The sequence below is a fragment of the Roseateles amylovorans genome (genome assembly GCF_025398155.2).
GTDB classification, from domain to species: domain Bacteria; phylum Pseudomonadota; class Gammaproteobacteria; order Burkholderiales; family Burkholderiaceae_C; genus Roseateles; species Roseateles amylovorans.
Genome location: NZ_CP104562.2, coordinates 2,263,390 through 2,280,117 on the forward strand (window position 1 = coordinate 2,263,390; position 16,728 = coordinate 2,280,117).

General features: G+C 66.7%; 13 protein-coding genes and 2 tRNA genes. 10 read left to right on the forward strand and 5 right to left on the reverse strand.

What is annotated here, in order from left to right; all coding sequences use genetic code 11:
• Positions 1 to 22: 22 nt before the first annotated feature.
• From N4261_RS09700 to N4261_RS09730, 7 genes are all read left to right on the forward strand, one after another.
• Positions 23 to 1,111: a LysR substrate-binding domain-containing protein gene (locus N4261_RS09700; RefSeq protein WP_261759950.1), complete on the forward strand. Its 1,089-nt coding sequence runs from the start codon at positions 23 to 25 to the stop codon at positions 1,109 to 1,111.
• A 5-nt stretch (positions 1,112 to 1,116) separates the two neighbouring features.
• Entirely contained in the window at positions 1,117 to 2,181 is a 1,065-nt protein-coding gene (locus N4261_RS09705) for a tetratricopeptide repeat protein (RefSeq protein ID WP_261759951.1), read from the forward strand.
• A 172-nt stretch (positions 2,182 to 2,353) separates the two neighbouring features.
• A complete protein-coding gene (lgt, locus tag N4261_RS09710; protein ID WP_261759952.1) occupies positions 2,354 to 3,184 on the forward strand; it encodes a prolipoprotein diacylglyceryl transferase in 831 nt (276 codons plus the stop codon).
• 86 nt (positions 3,185 to 3,270) lie between these two features.
• Entirely contained in the window at positions 3,271 to 4,008 is a 738-nt protein-coding gene (gene dnaQ, locus N4261_RS09715; protein WP_261759953.1) for a DNA polymerase III subunit epsilon, read from the forward strand.
• Positions 4,009 to 4,204: 196 nt separating this feature from the next.
• A tRNA-Val gene (locus tag N4261_RS09720) sits at positions 4,205 to 4,279 on the forward strand.
• 92 nt (positions 4,280 to 4,371) lie between these two features.
• Positions 4,372 to 4,446 (forward strand) — tRNA-Val (locus N4261_RS09725).
• 248 nt (positions 4,447 to 4,694) lie between these two features.
• Positions 4,695 to 5,543 (forward strand): NUDIX hydrolase, encoded by an 849-nt coding sequence (locus N4261_RS09730; protein ID WP_261759954.1) that lies wholly within the window; start codon positions 4,695 to 4,697, stop codon positions 5,541 to 5,543.
• A 137-nt stretch (positions 5,544 to 5,680) separates the two neighbouring features.
• On the opposite strand, the gene N4261_RS09735 is transcribed toward N4261_RS09730, so the two are convergent.
• The 5 genes from N4261_RS09735 to aat form a co-directional block, all read right to left on the reverse strand.
• On the reverse strand, positions 5,681 to 7,714 hold the full coding sequence (locus N4261_RS09735; RefSeq protein WP_261759955.1) for a glycosyl hydrolase family 18 protein: 2,034 nt from the start codon (positions 7,712 to 7,714) through the stop codon (positions 5,681 to 5,683).
• A 71-nt stretch (positions 7,715 to 7,785) separates the two neighbouring features.
• Complete coding sequence (locus N4261_RS09740; protein WP_261759956.1) at positions 7,786 to 10,425, reverse strand: chitinase C-terminal domain-containing protein; 2,640 nt, start codon at positions 10,423 to 10,425, stop codon at positions 7,786 to 7,788.
• Between the two features lie 846 nt (positions 10,426 to 11,271).
• Positions 11,272 to 11,733 (reverse strand): hypothetical protein, encoded by a 462-nt coding sequence (locus tag N4261_RS09745; RefSeq protein ID WP_261759957.1) that lies wholly within the window; start codon positions 11,731 to 11,733, stop codon positions 11,272 to 11,274.
• Positions 11,734 to 11,890: 157 nt separating this feature from the next.
• A complete protein-coding gene (locus tag N4261_RS09750; protein ID WP_261759958.1) occupies positions 11,891 to 12,616 on the reverse strand; it encodes an arginyltransferase in 726 nt (241 codons plus the stop codon).
• Complete coding sequence (gene aat, locus N4261_RS09755) at positions 12,613 to 13,413, reverse strand: leucyl/phenylalanyl-tRNA--protein transferase (RefSeq protein WP_261759959.1); 801 nt, start codon at positions 13,411 to 13,413, stop codon at positions 12,613 to 12,615. The genes N4261_RS09750 and aat overlap by 4 nt, the downstream gene beginning before the upstream one ends.
• A 74-nt stretch (positions 13,414 to 13,487) precedes the next feature.
• Between aat and N4261_RS09760 the strand changes: the two genes are divergently transcribed.
• The 3 genes from N4261_RS09760 to N4261_RS09770 all read left to right on the forward strand — a co-directional run bounded on the left by N4261_RS09760 (position 13,488) and on the right by N4261_RS09770 (position 16,715).
• On the forward strand, positions 13,488 to 13,835 hold the full coding sequence (locus N4261_RS09760) for an ArsC family reductase (protein WP_261759960.1): 348 nt from the start codon (positions 13,488 to 13,490) through the stop codon (positions 13,833 to 13,835).
• Positions 13,836 to 13,845: 10 nt separating this feature from the next.
• Positions 13,846 to 14,535: a riboflavin synthase subunit alpha gene (locus tag N4261_RS09765; protein ID WP_261759961.1), complete on the forward strand. Its 690-nt coding sequence runs from the start codon at positions 13,846 to 13,848 to the stop codon at positions 14,533 to 14,535.
• Between the two features lie 209 nt (positions 14,536 to 14,744).
• Positions 14,745 to 16,715 (forward strand): COG3904 family protein, encoded by a 1,971-nt coding sequence (locus N4261_RS09770; protein WP_261759962.1) that lies wholly within the window; start codon positions 14,745 to 14,747, stop codon positions 16,713 to 16,715.
• The last annotated feature ends 13 nt before the right edge of the window (positions 16,716 to 16,728 follow it).

Here is a 16,728-nt window from a genome sequence, read left to right on the forward strand (position 1 = left end):
TTTTGATTTGTGGCGCATATCAATGATCGAGCTTCGTCCCCTGCGGCAGTTCCTGGTGCTGGCGGAGGAACTCCACTTCGGCCGTGCGGCCGAGCGGCTACACATGACGCAGCCGCCGTTGAGCCTGGCCGTCCAGAAGCTGGAGGCGCAGCTGGGCGCGCAACTGCTGTCCCGCGGCAGCCGCACCGTTGCTCTGACCGCCGCCGGTCAGGCCCTGGTGGAGGCCAGCGGCCGGCTGGTGGAACTGGCCGACCAGATCCCGGCGCGGGTGCGGGCCGCGCACAGCGGCGAGGCAGGGCGGCTCAACCTGGGATTTGTCTCGACCGTCGGATTCGGTGACATGCCACGGTGGCTGCGTCTGTTCCGCGAGGCCCTGCCCGGCGTCAGTTTCAATCTCAAGGAAGCGACGCTGGACGTCCAACTGCGCGGTTTCGACAGCGGTGAGCTGGATGCGGGCTTTGTCATTCATGCGCCGGGTGCGGCGCCGGACGGCTTCCGGCGCCTGAGGGTCTCCCGTGAACCGCTGGTGTTGGCGCATGCGCAGGCGTGGTCGCTGGGGACCGTCGCGACGACGATCGGGACATCACTCGGTCACACGGCCAACACGGAACTGACCACCAACGCCCACCGTACCGACGCGCCGAAGGGCTCGGATGAAGCGAGACGCCGCACCATCGACCCACGACCAGCCAAAAGCGGCTTGCGGCGGACCGCCCGGTCGGCGCGGGAGGCGGGACCGTCGCTGGCGGAGGTGCTGCAGCTGCCGCTCGTGGTGTTCCCCCGAGAGATCGCCCCCTCGCTGTTCGATGCCTTGTTGGGGTTCTATCGTGCGCATGGCGCCACGCCTCAGATCGCGCAGGAAGCGATCCAGATGCAGACGATCGTGAACCTGGTGTCCGCAGGCATGGGCGTTGCCTGGGTACCGGCCTCGGTGTGTGCACTGCAGCGGCCGGGTGTGCGTTATCACCCATGGCCCGGTGTGCGGGTACCCTCGTGCGAAACCAGCCTGATCTGGCGCGAGGATGCACCGCCGGTGGTGCAACGTTTTGTCGCCCATGTGCGCGAGCAGATCGCCCACGCGGGCGATTCGGATGAAAGGGAAGTGCAGTGAAGTTGATGACCAAACCCTCCGGGATCTCGAGTGGCCTCGATCGGGGCGAGCCGCGCCTCACCGGCCTGCGGCGAGCGGTGGGCGCGATCGCCCTGCTGGTTGCGGCGCTGGGCCCTTGGCTGTCGCAACCGGCTCAAGCCGCGATCTTCAAGGATGCCGACATCCAGTCGCTGCTGGATGCCGGGCAGGCCGACGACCTGGAGAAGCTGGCCAGCCAGCGTCTGAAGTCGCAGCCCGAAGATGCGCAGGCGATTGCGGCGCTGGCGCTCGCGCAGCTGGATCTGGCGGATCCGGCGGCCCTGCGCCAGAACATCCAGCGACTGGAACAGTGCGTGGAGCGCCACCCGCAAGAGGCCAGCTGCAGCTATGCGCTGGCGCTGGCCCAGGTGATGCAAGTGCGCAGCGGCAGCAAGTTCAAGGCTTTGGGTGCGCTGGGCAAGGTCAGTGACCTGATGCAGAAGACCATGACGCTGCTGCCCGATGCGCCAGAGCCTCGCAGCGCCATGCAACAGTACTACCTGGCGCTGCCGAGCTTCATCGGCGGCGGCGAGTCCAAGGCCCGGGCGTTGGAGCAGGGCCTGCAGGACCCGGATCAGGTGCATCTGCTGCGGGCGCGGGTGGCTGCATCGAAGAAGGACTGGTCGACGATGGAGCGCGAGCTGCGCGCGGTGCGCACGCAGCGTCCGGAGTTGCTGCTCGAACTTCGGCTGTCCTGGAGCGACCTCGGACGTCAATGGATGCACAACGGCCAGCATGCCAAGGCACAGGCCTGGTATGAGGAACTGATCAAGAACCAGCCGCAGCAGGCCATGGGTTGGTATGGCCTGGGTCGTGTGCTGGACGCGATGGGTCAGTACGACCGCGCAGTGACCGCCTTCGAGCGCGCCAAGGGCCTGCGCGGCGCAGAGCAGTTGGCACTGGATCAGCGGCAGGGCATCGCGCTGCAGTCCAAGGGTGACAAGGCGGGCGCCCGCGCGGCCTTCGAGCGCGCCATTGCCCACCGGCGAGCCAGCGCGAGCAGCGTGGAAGATTGCAAGCGTCGGCTGGCTGAACTCGGTGCGGCCACCTGAACTGGATCCGATCAGTTCTGCTGCAACGACCTCGGGACCGTGCCCATCGACCGGCATCACCCGGTGATCGGCTGCGCATGGGGTCGTATGATTCGCGGCTTTTGCGGGTGGCCGTTGGCCGGCCGCCTCGCTTTCCTCGGCGTCGTCACGACGCACTTCAGGACCTTTGCGCATGTTGGTGCATCCCCAGTTCGACCCGGTGGCCTTCCATATCTGGAAATGGCCGATCCATTGGTACGGCCTGACCTATCTGGCCGCGTTTGTTCTGTTCCTGGTGCTGGCCAACCGGCAGGTTGCTCGCCCGTGGCATGCCGCGCGCGGCTGGACCCGTCGTGATGTGGACGACTTGCTGTTCTACGGCGTGCTGGGCGTGGTGCTGGGCGGCCGTTTCGGCTACGTGCTGTTCTACAAGCCGATGGAATACCTCAGTCACCCGGGCAACATCCTGGCGGTGTGGCAGGGCGGCATGTCATTCCACGGCGGGCTGCTGGGGGTGATCCTGGCGATGGCCTTCTTCGGTTGGCGCCGGGGCTATCGCTTTTTCGAGGTGACCGACTTGATCGCGCCCTGCGTGCCGACCGGGCTGGCCATGGGGCGGCTGGGCAACTTCATCAACGGTGAGTTGTGGGGGCGTCCCGCCGACCCGGGCCTGCCGTGGGCCATGGTGTTTCCGCAGGCGCATGACGCCGTGCTGACACCGCGTCATCCCTCGCAGCTCTACCAGTTCCTGGGCGAGGGGCTGCTGTTGTTCGTGGTGCTCTGGCTGTTCTCCCGCAAGCCGCGACCGATGGCCGCGATGTCCGGCCTGTTCCTGATCGGCTATGGGCTGATGCGCTTCATCGCCGAGTACTTCCGGGAGCCGGACGACTTCCTCGGACTGCGCGCGCTGGGCTGGAGTCAGGGCCAATGGCTGAGCGTGCCGATGATCGTGGCGGGCATCGTCATGATGGTGTGGGCCTACCGCCGTGCCGCCAAGGCACCGCAGGCTGCGTCGAGCGCCTGAGCGACGCTTCGCTTCACCCCGCCCATGAACCGCCGGGCTCCCTCGGGGCGGTGCTTTGATTGACGCCTGACGTTGAGGCAAGAGTGATGAGACAGATCTTTTTCGATACCGAAACCACCGGCCTGAATCCCGAATCGGGCGACCGTGTCGTGGACATCGGCTGCGTGGAGATGGTGAACCGGCAGTTGACCGGTCGCCATCTGCACTTCTATCTGAATCCCGAGCGCGACATGCCGGAAGAGGCCTTCCGCGTCCACGGGCTGAGCAGCGAGTTTCTGTCCGACAAGCCGAAGTTTTCGCAGGTCGTCGACGAGTTCTTGTCGTTCATCCGCGATGCGGAGCTGGTGGCGCACAACGCATCCTTTGACGTGGCCTTCATCAACGCCGAGCTCAAGCGCTGCGGCCGCGCGCCCTTGCATGAGTGCGTGGACAGCGTGCGCGACACGCTGCTCATGGCGCGCGACATGTTCCCCGGCAAGGCCAACTCCCTGGACGCCTTGTGCCGCCGACTGGAGGTGGACAACAGCAACCGCGGCCTGCACGGCGCGGTCAAGGATGCCGAGCTGCTGGCCGAGGTCTACATCCGGCTCACGCGGGGTCAGGACTCGCTGGTCATCGACGACAACGCCAGCGCCACGCCGGGACAAGGTCATGAGCTGGAGATCGCCGCGATCGATCTCAGCGCCTTCGATCTGCCGGTCCTGCTGCCCACTGAGGCCGAGCTTGCGGCGCACGAGGTGGCTTTGGCCGATCTGGACAAGGCCAGCGGTGGCAAGCGCATCTGGAAGAGCGCGCCGGTGGCGCTTGCCGCGCCCGCCGCCTGAGCGTGGAGCAGGGCAGGCGCGGAGTTGGGATCACCCGCGCTCAGCCGTCTCGGATCACGCACCGGCAGATCGACTGAATGGACACAGCGATCTGTTTGCGATCAAGTGATGAGATTGTTGATCGAGCGCATTTTTCCATGGCATAATCTCGCTCTTTCCCGGACAGCCGAACCGGATTAGTGAAATAACTAAATCCGGGCGGTTAGCTCAGCGGTAGAGCACTGCCTTCACACGGCAGGGGTCGCAGGTTCGAACCCTGCACCGCCCACCAGATCTGCAGGTTGCGTCGATGATCATCGACGTGGCAGTAAGAACAGATTCACGGTCGGCTCAGCTGTCCTCAGGAAACCCGGTACAGATACCGGGCGGTTAGCTCAGCGGTAGAGCACTGCCTTCACACGGCAGGGGTCGCAGGTTCGAACCCTGCACCGCCCACCAGATCAACCCCGTCAGCGCAAGCTGGCGGGGTTTTTTCTTTGGCACGCCTTTGGCACTCAGTGGGGTGATCCAACCTGTGGCCATTCGTTGGGCCAACCCTTGGGCGAATCCTTGGGCGAATCCTTGGGCCATTTCTTGGGCCATTCGTTGGGCCATTCGTTCGGGCCTTCGTCGGGTCATTCATTCGGACTTTCGTCGGGTCATTGGTTTGACCCGCGCCGGTCGAGGCCCGTGTGGACAATGGGCGCATGTCCCTGGTCATCACTTCGCTTCAAGCCAAAGTTCTTCGTCGCAGCCTCTCGCAGGTTTGCCAGCCGGTGCCCACCGGCCTGCGCCCGTTCAAGCTGGGCGACCTCGTCCTCGGGTACCTGCATCCGATGCGCGATGCGGTGCTGTCGCGTTGCTGGCCGGACCTGGTCCTCCATGAGGGCGCCTGGGTCTGGCGGGCCACCGATCTGGACGTGGATGCGCGCTCCGAGCAGATCGGTGAGGCCGCGCAGCGGCTGCGCGAGGTCGGCGCCATCCAGGGCTGGCGCGACGAGCGCTTCGCTGGCGAGGCCCCAGTCGACGATCCCTGCACACCCCCCGGCGAGCCGCTGTTCCGATTGGAACGAGCGGCTTTTCGCTTTTTCGGCCTGATGAGCCGCGCGGTGCACATCAACGGCTTTCTGCCGGGGGCGCGGCTGGTGTGCGGGCGGCGCGCCCTGAGCAAGGCCACCGATCCCGGGCGTCTGGACAACCTGGCCGCAGGCGGCCTGACGGCCGATGAGAGCCTGGTGGATTGCGCCCGCCGTGAACTGCAGGAGGAGGCCGGCATCCCGATGGCCCTGAGCCACGGATTGCAGGCCCGCGGTGCGCTGCTGAGTCGGCGCATGGAGCCGGAAGGCCTGCATCACGAAGTGCTGCACGTGTTCAGCCTGACGATGCCCAGCGGCTTCGTGCCGCGCAATGGCGATGGCGAGGTCAGCGAGTTCCTGACCCTCGATCTGGAAAGCCTGTGTGCCCGGCTCGCTGCCGGCGACTTCAGCCACGACGCCGCCGCCGTGTGCGCGTGGGGCCTGCTGCATGCGGACGCGCTGTCGGACCTGCGCCCGTAGTGGGTTGCTCGCCGCTTGTCCACCGCTTCCCAATGAAAAAAGGGGCGGTCCGACGGACCGCCCCATCCCCAACGACGAGGTTCAGCGCGAACCGGTGAGCCGCCTCTGCGGCGGTCTCCCGGTCCGGGTTGGCGTGATTACTTCAGGCCATTGCCCATGGCCTTGGCCAGCGAGCCCTGGGCGTCGTCGCCGCTGAACTCCCAGAAGAAGGCGCCGCCGAAGCCCTTGGCCTTCACATAGCTCATCTTCTCGGCGATCTGCACCGGGGTGTCGAAGCTCCAGAAGGTGCTGCCGTTGTAGATCCACTGCGCGCGGCTCTGGCTGTCCACATAGCTGGTGTAGCCGGGCAGGGCCTTGAGCACCTTGTAGTCCTCGTTGCCCGCCTCATAGGTGGCCGGCGCCGGTGTGCCGCTTTGGTAGAGCCCGTTGTTGGCGCTCGGCACATTGGTCCAGCCGCGGCCGTAGAAGCCGATCCCCACATTCAGCTTGGAGGCCGGAACACCCTTGTCGAGGAAGGCCTGCATCGCCGCATTCGTGTTGTAGGAACGGATGTCGCCGGTGGACGGATCCGCCGTCGAGCCGTACAGCGCCGAATGGAAGCCGGTGATCGAGTCCCAGCCGCCGTGGAAGTCGTAGGTCATCACATTGATGAAGTTCAGGTACGGATGGACCTTGTCCGGATCGTACTGACGCACCTTGTCCACGCCGGCCGCCGAGGCGATCGACAGCAGCAGGCCCGGCCGCACCGCATCGAGTTGCTTGCGGAACTCAGCCAGCAGGGCGGTGAAGTTCTCGCGATCTTCCGGCGCGCCGCAGGCCAGGCCGCAGGCGTTCGGATACTCCCAGTCGAGATCGATGCCGTCGAACACGCCGACAGCAGCACCCTGGCCGCCCGCGTTGTCGGTCACCGGCAGGTTGCCCTTGATGTAGGCATCCACGCAGCTCTGGACGAAGGCCACCCGGTTCTCCGGGCGCGCCGCGCTGGAGAAGCCTCGCGACCAGGTCCAGCCGCCCAGCGAGATCAACACCTTGATCTTCGGATACTTGGCCTTGAGCTTCTTCAGCTGGTTCCAGTTGCCGCGCAGGGGCTGGTTCCAACTGTCGGCCACGCCGTCCACGCTCTGGTCCGCGGCGAAGGACTTGCTGTAGTCGGCAAAGGCATCGCCGCCGGCGCCGGTGTTGGCGTCGCTCGGCACGATGACGCCCACTTCACATCGGTTGTTGCGCACATTGCCGAATGCGTAGTTGATGTGGGTGAGCTGGGCCGCCGAGCCGCTGGTGTCGATGTTCTTCACCTGGTAGTTGCGACCGTAGATGCCCCACTGGGCGAAGTAGCCCAGCAGCACCTTCTCGCCACCGGCGGTGGTCTTGTCGGTGCGCACGGTGATGGCGGACGACGGCTGCGACGCGCCGGCCTGGTTGAAGGCGACCACGCTGAAGCTGTAGTCGGTGTCCGGCGTCAGGTTGGTGACGCTGGCGCTGGTCGACGCCACCTGGGCGACCTGGGTCGAAGCCTGGCGCACTCGGTACTGCACTGTGCAGTTCGGGCCCGCGGCCACGCTGTTCCAGGCCAGGTTCACACCGGTGCTGCTCTTGGAGGGCGCGGTCAGGCCGCTGGGCGTGGCCGGCGGGGCGGTGCAGGCGCCGCTGGCGGTGCTGGTCAGCAGCGTTGCGCTCAGGCCGGAGGCATTGCCCGCTTTGTCCTTGGCGCGCACCTGATAGCTGTAAGAGGTGGCCGCAGCCAGGCCGGTGTCGGTGTAGCTGGTGGTGGTGGGCGAGGCGATCAGCGTGCCGCCGCGCAGCAGCTCATAGTTGGCCACGCCGCTGCCGGCATCGCTGGAGGCGCCCCAGCTCAGCGTGATGCTGCTGGTGGTGATGTTGCTGGAGCTCAGGCCGCTGGGGACGGTCGGGGCGGTGGTGTCGCCGCCGGTGGCGTCGCAGGCGCCGAGCGATTTCCACACATCCCACTGCCCGGAGTGGGTCGCGGGCGATTCGTTCTGCGTCCACCACTTGGCCTGGTAGGCGACGTTGTTCTGTTTCGCGAAGCTGTTGGAGGTGCCGGTGTAGACGCCGCTGGCGGTCCACTCGGGCAGGCTGGTGCAGTCATAGGCCTGGGCACTGCCGGCCACCGCGAGGGCGGCGAGGGCGGTCCAGCGAAGACGGAAGGTCATGGTCGAGCTCCTTGGGGTTTCAGGGGTGGGTCGGTGGGAGGTTTCTGGCGTCATGGGGTGGTCCTGCGGGCTCATCGACGCGCCGCACTGGTCTTGGCCGTCGCGGCTGCGCCGGCCGCTGCCGCTGGCACCGTGCCGCGACGGGCCTCCTGTGCCAGCGCATAGCTGCGACCGTTCACGGTCACCGTCCAGTTGCTGGGCATGGGCATCGGCAGGAAGTAGTTGAGGGTCACCGTGACGCTGGCACCGGGGGCCAGGCTTTGCCAGCCGGGCAGCTTGAAGCTCGCACGATGGAAGTCGTTCTTCAGGCCGCCGATGTTGTGGCCCGCAGGATTGGCGCCGTTGCTGATGACGGTCAGACCGAAGCCGCTCTGGTCGGTGATGCTGGCCGGAATCGCCGTGGGCACATCGAAACTGAATTCGGTGCCGCCGGGCAGCGTGGTCGTGCTCCGGTTGGTCAGGGTCAGCTTGGGCGTGATGGGGAAGTTGCTGTCGCCCAGGGCAAAGCCGTCCAGCGCAAAGCCGATGTCCAGCGTCTCGCTGGGCAGCGTGGCCGCCGTCATCCGGTTCCCGTAGGGGGATGCCGTCTTGAACCGGTTGTAGAGCAGCGAGGTCAGGGTGTTGCCCATGAAGTATTCGCCGCGCGCCGCGTCCCAACCGTAGTCACCGGCCAGTTCCCAGAACATCACGCCGCCGATGCCGCGATCCGCCACATACTGCGCTTTCACGCCGAGCGACTGGTCGTCCTCGATGCTGAGGAACACCCGCTTCTGTGCATTCCACAGCCAGGGCGCGACGAGGGTGGCGTCGTACTGCCGCACATAGGTGCCGACCAGTTGATCGGCCGGCTGGGTCGCCGGATTCAGACCGTAGCTGGCGAGGTAGCTCCCGCTGCGGCCCTGCGCCAGATTCATCGTGTGCCACAGCGGATTCGAACCGGCGGGTACTTCTTTGCTCGACATGTCCAGGTCATGCCAGAGGTTGTCGATGCCGACCGCGCCGGCGCCGCATTTCTGCACCGTGCCGCCAGTACCGGTCCCGGCCGGGCACTTGCTTTGATCGGCAAGCGCCGCCTGTCCCCACAGCCCGTTGGTGCCGCCGCTCACCTCCTTCCAGCCGCGGGTGTAGTAGGGCACGCCGATGTTGATGCGACCGGCCGGCAGTGCGCCGCGGAAGTAGTGATAGGCCCAGTCGGTGTTGAGGTAGCCGATGCGCGCGTACTGGCTGGCGCCGTAGTAGTTCCAGGCGAGCAGCTCGGCATCCCGCCCGTCGTCATACAGCGCGGCATTCGGCCCGACGAACTGATTCCACGATCCGTGCAGGTCGTAGCTCATGATGTTGACGTAGTCCAGGTACTGGGTGACCTGAAAGGCCTCCATCCCGCGCAGCAGATAGCCCGACGAGGGCGCTGCGATCGTCAGCAGGTAGTGACGCTGATCGGTCTGGCCGGCGGCGTCGAGCTTGGCCCGCAGGGTGCGCATCAGCACCACATAGTTCTTCATCAGCCAGGCGCGACGCGCGTTGGAGATGGCGAAGTCCACCGGATTGCCGGCGTCCTTCATGCTGGTCGGGTACTCGTAGTCGATGTCCACGCCGTCGAAGCCGTATTGGCGAAGGAAGGCCACGGCGGAATCGGCGAAAGTGTTGATGCCGGCGGTGTTGGCGGAACCGTCGGCCTGGGTGGTCATGGTGTAGAAGCCGGCCGTCTCCGCCCAGCCACCGACTGAGATCAAGGTCTTGACGTTCGGGTACTGCTTCTTGAACTTGTTGAGCAGGTTGAAGTGGCCCTTGTAGGGATAGGCCGGATCCATCTCCGCGCCCGCGATGCCCGGCCAGGTCAGACCGGTGGCGGGGTTGGCCGCATCGGCGGTATTGCCGATGGACAGCTGATTCGCGCCATCCACATGGGCGAAGGCATAGTTGATGTGGGTCATCTGCGCCCACGGGATCTGAGGCGCCAGATAGGCCGGCTGGCCGTTCTTGCCGGTGCGCCAGCTGGTGAAGTAGCCGATGATGCGGCGCGGCTTGTCGGCGCCCATCTTTTCACGGCCCTGGTCGTCATAGACCTTGCAGTACGCGGGCGCGGTGCCGGCCGTGGTGACCAGGCCTTCGGGTCGGCAGCGCTCGTCGCCAGTGACCTGGCCCTGGACGGTGATGCGCACGGCGGTGCTGTTGGTTTGGGCGCCCTTGTCATCGGTGGCGCGGGCGACGATCTCCGCCACTCCCTCACGTGCGGTCCAGGAAATGGCGAACGGCGCGGTCGTGTCTTCCGCGACCAGCGCGCCGTTCACATAGAAGCTGACCTTCGCCACGCTGCCGTCGCTGTCCGCGGCGGTGGCGGATAGGGTCACTGCATCGCCCGCCGTCGGGGTGAGTCCGGCGGAGGGCGCTGTCAGCGCCACTGTGGGCGGGGTGTTGGTGCCGCCTCCACCGCCACCGCCACCGCCGCCGCCACTCGTGTCGCAGGCGCCGAGCACCTTCCACACATCCCACTGCCCGGCATTGCTCGCGGGCGGGTTGTTCTGCGTCCACCACTTGGCCTGGTAGGCGGTGCTGGTCTGTTTGACGATCGCATTGCCGCTGTAGGCGGTGGTGGCATTCCATTCGGCCACGCCGGTGCAGTCATAGGCCAGGGCCGAGTGACTGAACAGCGCGAGCGCCACGGGCAGGGCCATCGGCCAGACGGGATGGGCACAGGGGCGAAGTCGCATGAAGTCTCCTTGATCGTTGTCGGGGCGCACGTCGTCGGTGCGCTCGGGTCATCAGCGGAATCAGGACCACCCACCAGCGTGTGCAGACGCCGTCAAGCCGCGCCGCGTGGTGGAAAGCGAAGACCGTCCGGAGCGGTCAGGCACAGCAGGCACAACAGGAACAGCAGGAACAGCCGGAACAACGTCAACTGCCAGACACGCATGAGCGCGGCCGCACCGGACGTCTGCTCAGAGGCAGCGCGGTGGCAACAGGCGATTGACAGGAACCGGGCTCGGGAAGAAAAAACGCCGGGGAGGTCAGCCGGCAAAGGAGGCCGAAGGCGGCGTCACGCCGGCCATTCGGGGACTGAAGGCGGGCCGCGCCGGCAGCGCGGCGAGCATGGGACTTGGACTTGAGGTGCGGTCCCGGGCTTCAACGAGCGGTGACCGGCAGGGCGGGCGAAGGCGCGTACAGGCATCGAAGGGTCTCCTCGCGTTCGACGTGCTCGGCGGGTGTGTCCTGCGGTTCCGACACAGGTCGAATGCAGGCCGCCCGCGGCGGCTAGGAGATCGGGACCCTCGCACCGGCTCGGCACACGCCTGGCGAATGTCACAAGGACATCTGAAAAACGTCCTTGCTGATCTCATAGTGGTATGCAATGTAGATACCACTCGCGGAGAGATCACTCAGGTTAACCCTCAGAAAGCGAGTAACTTCGCGTAATTACCGCCCTGAATGTCCTTTGAAAGGGCGAATTCAGCGGGTCTGAAGGCTTTTTCGTGGGGGTTGGTTAACTCGAGGAGAGAAACCAGTGTGGGACCAGTTGTCGGATGGAAATCGTCGCCCATCGGGACTCGGTCGATCGGTCAATAGCGGTGGGTGAAGCGCAGGCGGACGCCATTCAGATTCGGTGAGACCGTCAGCATCGAGTGCCCATGACGCAGCCGGGCTGCCACAAGGAGGTCGGAGACCGGTGATGCCGGCTCGGCGGCGGAGCCCCTCAGCAGCGCGCTGAAGGCGTCCTGCGGCGCGCGGCGGGTCCAGCGTGAATCCTCTACCGGAACCAGCGCCCAATGGCTGTTGGCCAGCCACGGGGCCATCCTGTGCACGGTAGGCGAGCGACGCAGTGCAGCGGGCAGGAGCAGTCGTTCGGACGCCAGGTTCGCCTCAGGAAGGAGTCGGTAGTCGGCACGCCAGGGGTGCTGAAGGGATTCCGGCATGGGCGACGATCCCGCCGCCTCGGCCAGCGGCGACGCGGCCCCCAGCAGCATCATCAACGACGAGACCATGCGACGAGGCGCCGGAAACGGGCACGCAGCAGCAGACATGCGGCTCTCCTGAACAAGGAAATGGGTTGAAACGATAAAAACGATAAAAATATCGTAACGATCGCGTCAGTCCCGCCGCAATGACTCAAATGAGATGGCGCATGACAACCGACACGGCGCGCCGCAGCGACCGTGCCCGGTGTTGAGAAGAATCAAATCAGCCGTCGACCCGCTGCCACTGCCCCTCCCGGAGCAGTTCGTGCGGCGTGAATCGCGCCTTGTAGGCCATCTTGTCGCTCTGGGCGATCCAGTAGCCCAGGTACAGATGAGGCAGGCCCAGTTCGCGGGTCTGGCGCAACTGCCACAGCACGTTGTAGGTGCCGTAACTGGCCTTGGTCTCGGGCTCGTAGAAGGTGTAGACGGCCGAGAGTCCGTCGCTGAGGATGTCCAGGATGGACACCATCTTCAGCGCGCCCGCCGCATCGCGGAACTCGACCAGCCGCGAGTTGACGCGGCTTTGCAGCAGGAACTGGGTGTACTGGTCGACGCTGTCATGGTCCATGCCGCCACCGCTGTGCCGGCCCGCCTGATAGCGCAGATAGAGCTGATAGTGCTCGTCGCTGTAGCCCAGCCGCATCACCCGGGCCTGCAGGTCGGCATGCTGGGCCCAGGCCCGTCGCTGGCTGCGGCTGGCGGCAAAGGTCGACACCGGGATGCGCATCGGCACGCAGGCCTTGCAGCCATCGCAGTACGGACGATAAGTGAACATGCCGCTGCGCCGGAAGCCGGCCGCCACCAGGGTGGAGTAGGCGTCCGCATGGATCAGGTGGCTGGGGGTGGCGACCTGCGAGCGTGCCTGCCGGTCAGCCAGGTAGCTGCACGGATAGGGCGCAGTGGCATAGAACTGCAGCTCAGCCAGCGGAAGTTCTTTGGGATGCGTCACGGTGGTGGCGGTGCGTCGTGGGGCGGCTCTGCGGTCGCGAGATCGGCATCACCGTGGGTGTCCAGGTGGGCCCATAGCGCTGGATGATAGGTCCAATCCACTGGCGAGGGCTGTCCCACATGGCTGGCCAGATGGGCTTCGAAGGCCTGCCTCGTGACCGGTGCCGCACCCAGCGAGGCCAGGTGCGTGGTCTGCTGCTGGCAGTCGATCCAGGGGATGCGGTGCGCGCGGCACAGGCAGACCAGCGCCGCCAGGGCGATCTTGGAGGCGTCGGTCCGGCGCATGAACATGGATTCGCCGAAGAACATCCGACCCAGGTTGACGCCATACAGACCGCCCACGAGCTGCCCGTCCATCCAGGTCTCGACGCTGTGCACCGTGCCTTCCCTGGCCAGGCGCAGGTAGGCCTGCTGCATCTCCGGCAGGATCCAGGTGCCGTTCTGTCCGTCGCGCGAGGTGCTGGCGCAGGCCTTGAGCACCGTCTCGGTGGCGCTGTTGACTCGGATCTCGCAGCCGGGCGTGCGCCGGAATTTCGCGACGGTTTTTCGCAGCGAGCGCGAGAGCTTGAAGTCCTCGGTCCGCAGCACCATGCGCGGGTCGGTGGTCCACCAGAGGATCGGCTGGCCTTCGCTGTACCAGGGGAAGATGCCGCGGGCATAGGCCGCGCGCAGCCGCGCGGGGGTCAGGTCGCCGCCCGCGGCCAGCAGCCCGGGCGCATCGGTGCGCGCCCCGAGGGCCCGGTGGGTAGGCGGGAAGTCCAGGGATTCATCGTCGAGCCAGGGGATCATCCGCTTCATGGTAGCGTGGTGCCCTTGTCTGTTTCCCCTGTGTTCCGGCGCTGTCCCGCGTCCGGAGTTCATCGCATCGACCCATGATCACCGTCTACGGCATTCCCAACTGCGACACCGTCAAGCGCGCCCGCGTCTGGCTGGATGAGCAGGGCCTGGCCTACCAGTTCCACGACTACAAGAAGCAGGGCGTGCCCGCCGACCGCCTGCCGCAATGGATGCAGACCCTCGGCTGGGAGAAGGTGCTCAACCGCGCGGGCACCACCTGGCGCAAGCTGGACGACGACACCAAGGCCTCGGTCACCGATGCCGCCTCCGCCGCCGCGCTGATGCAGACGCAGCCCAGCGTCATCAAGCGCCCGATCGTCGAATGGCCCGATGGCCGGCTGAGCCTGGGCTTCTCGCCCGAGCTGTTCGCCTCGCACCGCTGAAAGGACCGCCATGTTCACCGGCATCGTGCAGGGCATTGCCCAGGTCGCAGAGATCCAGGACCGTGAGGGTCTGCGCAGCTTCACCCTGGACTTCCCCGACGGGTTCTGCAAGGACCTGGAGATCGGCGCCAGCGTGGCCTGCGACGGCGTGTGCCTCACCGTCACCGCGCTCAAGGGCGATCACCAGGCCGACTTCGACGTCATGCTTCAGAGCCTGAACCTGACCACGCTCGGGCAGCTCGATCGCGGCGGGCGGATCAATGTCGAGCGGGCGGCCAAGGACGGCGCCGAGATCGGTGGCCATCCGCTCTCCGGCCATGTGGATTTCATGGCGCGCGTCGGCGAGATCCGTCAGCCGGCCAACAACCATGTGATCCGCATCGACGTGCCGGCGCCGTGGATGCGCTACATCTTCCCGAAGGGCTACATCGCCGTGAACGGCGCCAGCCTCACGGTGGCCGAGGCCGAGCGCCGGCCGGACGGTTCGGGCTGGTTCGAGGTCTGGCTCATCCCGGAGACCCTGCGCATGACCACCTTCGGGGACAAGGGCGTCGGGGCGCCGCTGCACATCGAGATCGAGCGGCAGACCCAGGTGATGGTCGACACCATCCGCGACAGCGTGGCCGAAAAGCTGGGCGCGCTGATGCCGGCGCTGCGGGCCTTCGCTCAGGAGCGCGGTCTGGATGTCGCGCTGGACTGACGCCGACCCCCACATTTCTCACATCGCTGACCCATCTTTTGGGGGAGCCCCTGCAGCTGGGATCGACCCAAGGTCGAACGAACTCAGAATCCGACCCGACATAAGCGGACGACCCCCGCACCGATCGACCTCGACTCGGGCGGCGGCGGCGCAAAACGCGGCCCGCCGCCTCGGCGAGACGGGCCGACACCACGAGGGAGTTCGGGTTCATGGGTGCCTATCTGGGATGGTTGCCGGCAGGGGTGGTCCTGCTGGTTTTTGCCGCATTGACGGTGCGTTCGGTCCGTCGTGCGGCGGCCTGGGAGCGGGATGCCAAGGCGGCCGCGGCCGCGGCTGAGGCCGCCGATGCGGCGGCTGAAGCTGCCACGGTGACGGCGACGGCGGCGATGTCGGATGCTGCGTTGCTGTCGGACGCGGCGTCGCCCGCGTTGCCAGTCGCAGCAACCAGCAATGAAGCAAGCGATGCAGCAAGCGATGCGGTCGGCGATGCGGCTGCAGCCGTCGAGCGCGGCGAGCCAGTCGGCGCCGCGACCTGCGCTGAATCCTCCCGGTCAGCCGGTCATCGTCCGATGGCCACCTCCGCCGTGCTGCCGCCTTGGGCGCGTTCCGTCGGGACGTCCGAGCGAACCTATCACGGCCTCTTTGGCGGCGTCGCTCGCCACTTCAACGGGGACTATCCGCTGGCCCGGTCCTACTGGATCCACGGCGTGCTGCTGGGGACGCTCGCGCAGATGGTCCTGCTGTGGCTGTCGCGCGCGAGCGATGAAACCCTGACCGTGCAGACGGGCTCGATGGTGGTGGTGGCGCTGGTGCTGATCCAGCTGTCGATTGCCGCCTGGGCCTTGATCGGGACCTGGCGCTCGGCGGGACGGCACACCGCACGCGGCGGCTCCGCCGGCTGGGCGCTGGCGGCGCGGGTGATGGTCGGCGTGGGCCTGGTGCGCCTGCTGGCCGGCGTCGCGGAGACCGCACCCGCGATGGAGGAGCGGCTGGCGTATTTGTCCGGCAAGCAGGTCGCGGGCGGTGCGGCCACGGTCACCCCGCTGGTGGGGGGAGGCGTGTTGCTGCTGTCCGGCGGCATCAATGACGGCACCGCGATGGCCTTGCGTTCCGCACTGCTGCGCCACCCGAACGCCCACACGCTGGTGCTTGAGTCGGGCGGCGGCTGGGTGAGAGAGGGCACCCGACTGGCGGAGGTGATCCGTTCGCATCGGCTCAACACCTATGTGGAGGGTGTGTGCGCCTCGTCCTGCACCATCGCCTTGCTGGCCGGTCAGGAACGCACGGCGGGGGCGATGGCGAAGGTGGGCTTCCATGCGGCCCGTGGCCTGGGCGCCAGCCCGTCCGGCGGCGGCCGTGCCGGTGCAGCCAACCCGGCGGACGATTCCGCCTTCGGACAGATCTATCGACAGGCCGGGCTGCCGGAGGATTTCATCCGTCGCGCCCTGTCCACGCCGTTCGAGAGCATGTGGTTCCCCGAGTTCGACCAGTTGCTGAAGGCCAAGGTGCTGACCCGTGTCGGGCCCGGCGGCGAATGGCCGCTGATGGCCACGCGCTTCAAATCACGCGAGGATGCTTCCGCCTGGCTCAAGGAAATGCCGCAATACGGTGTGATCGCCGAACGCTTTCCGACCGACTATGAGCGGGCGCTGACATCGGTCTGGACCTTGTCCCAGCAGCAGGCCATCGATCAGAAGCTGCTGGGTGCCGCGCGCAGCGAGTTGCGGCGCACCCTGGACCGGGTGCGGCCGCTGAGCAGCGATGCCCTGTTGATCGACTACCTCGCGCTGATCCAGGACCAGCTCCGGGTGCTGCAGGAACGTGATGCGCGGGCTTGCGTCGGCCTGGTCTTTCCCTACAGCGCCTCGGACCTGTCGAGCGCGCGGCTGTTGACGCCGGAGCTTCGCAGCCGCGAGCAGGCGCTCATTCTTCGGCAGCTGAGAGAGGCCGATCCCACAGTGAAGCCGGACACCCGTCAGGACACCGTGGTGCGGATCGCTCAACGCGCCATGGCGGGCATGCCGGTGCAGCAGATGCAGATCATGGCGTCGGAGGCCGAGCGCCGGTCACGTCCGCCGGAGCTGGTGTGCCGCGCGGTGATCGGCTACTTCGACGGTCTGGCGCGCATTCCCGCGGCCGAGCGCGGCGCCGCGCTGCGGTCGCTGTTCGCCGCGCCGTGACCGGGCGAGGTTG

Coding starts and splice junctions, on each gene's coding strand:
- N4261_RS09765 (WP_261759961.1), top strand. CDS start 13,846: ATGTTCACCGGCATCGTGCAGGGCATTGCCCAGGTCGCAGAGATCCAG.
- N4261_RS09705 (WP_261759951.1), top strand. CDS start 1,117: ATGACCAAACCCTCCGGGATCTCGAGTGGCCTCGATCGGGGCGAGCCG.
- N4261_RS09735 (WP_261759955.1), bottom strand. CDS start 7,714: ATGACCTTCCGTCTTCGCTGGACCGCCCTCGCCGCCCTCGCGGTGGCC.
- N4261_RS09770 (WP_261759962.1), top strand. CDS start 14,745: ATGGGTGCCTATCTGGGATGGTTGCCGGCAGGGGTGGTCCTGCTGGTT.
- lgt (WP_261759952.1), top strand. CDS start 2,354: ATGTTGGTGCATCCCCAGTTCGACCCGGTGGCCTTCCATATCTGGAAA.
- N4261_RS09760 (WP_261759960.1), top strand. CDS start 13,488: ATGATCACCGTCTACGGCATTCCCAACTGCGACACCGTCAAGCGCGCC.
- N4261_RS09740 (WP_261759956.1), bottom strand. CDS start 10,425: ATGCGACTTCGCCCCTGTGCCCATCCCGTCTGGCCGATGGCCCTGCCC.
- aat (WP_261759959.1), bottom strand. CDS start 13,413: ATGAAGCGGATGATCCCCTGGCTCGACGATGAATCCCTGGACTTCCCG.
- N4261_RS09730 (WP_261759954.1), top strand. CDS start 4,695: ATGTCCCTGGTCATCACTTCGCTTCAAGCCAAAGTTCTTCGTCGCAGC.
- N4261_RS09745 (WP_261759957.1), bottom strand. CDS start 11,733: ATGTCTGCTGCTGCGTGCCCGTTTCCGGCGCCTCGTCGCATGGTCTCG.
- dnaQ (WP_261759953.1), top strand. CDS start 3,271: ATGAGACAGATCTTTTTCGATACCGAAACCACCGGCCTGAATCCCGAA.
- N4261_RS09700 (WP_261759950.1), top strand. CDS start 23: ATGATCGAGCTTCGTCCCCTGCGGCAGTTCCTGGTGCTGGCGGAGGAA.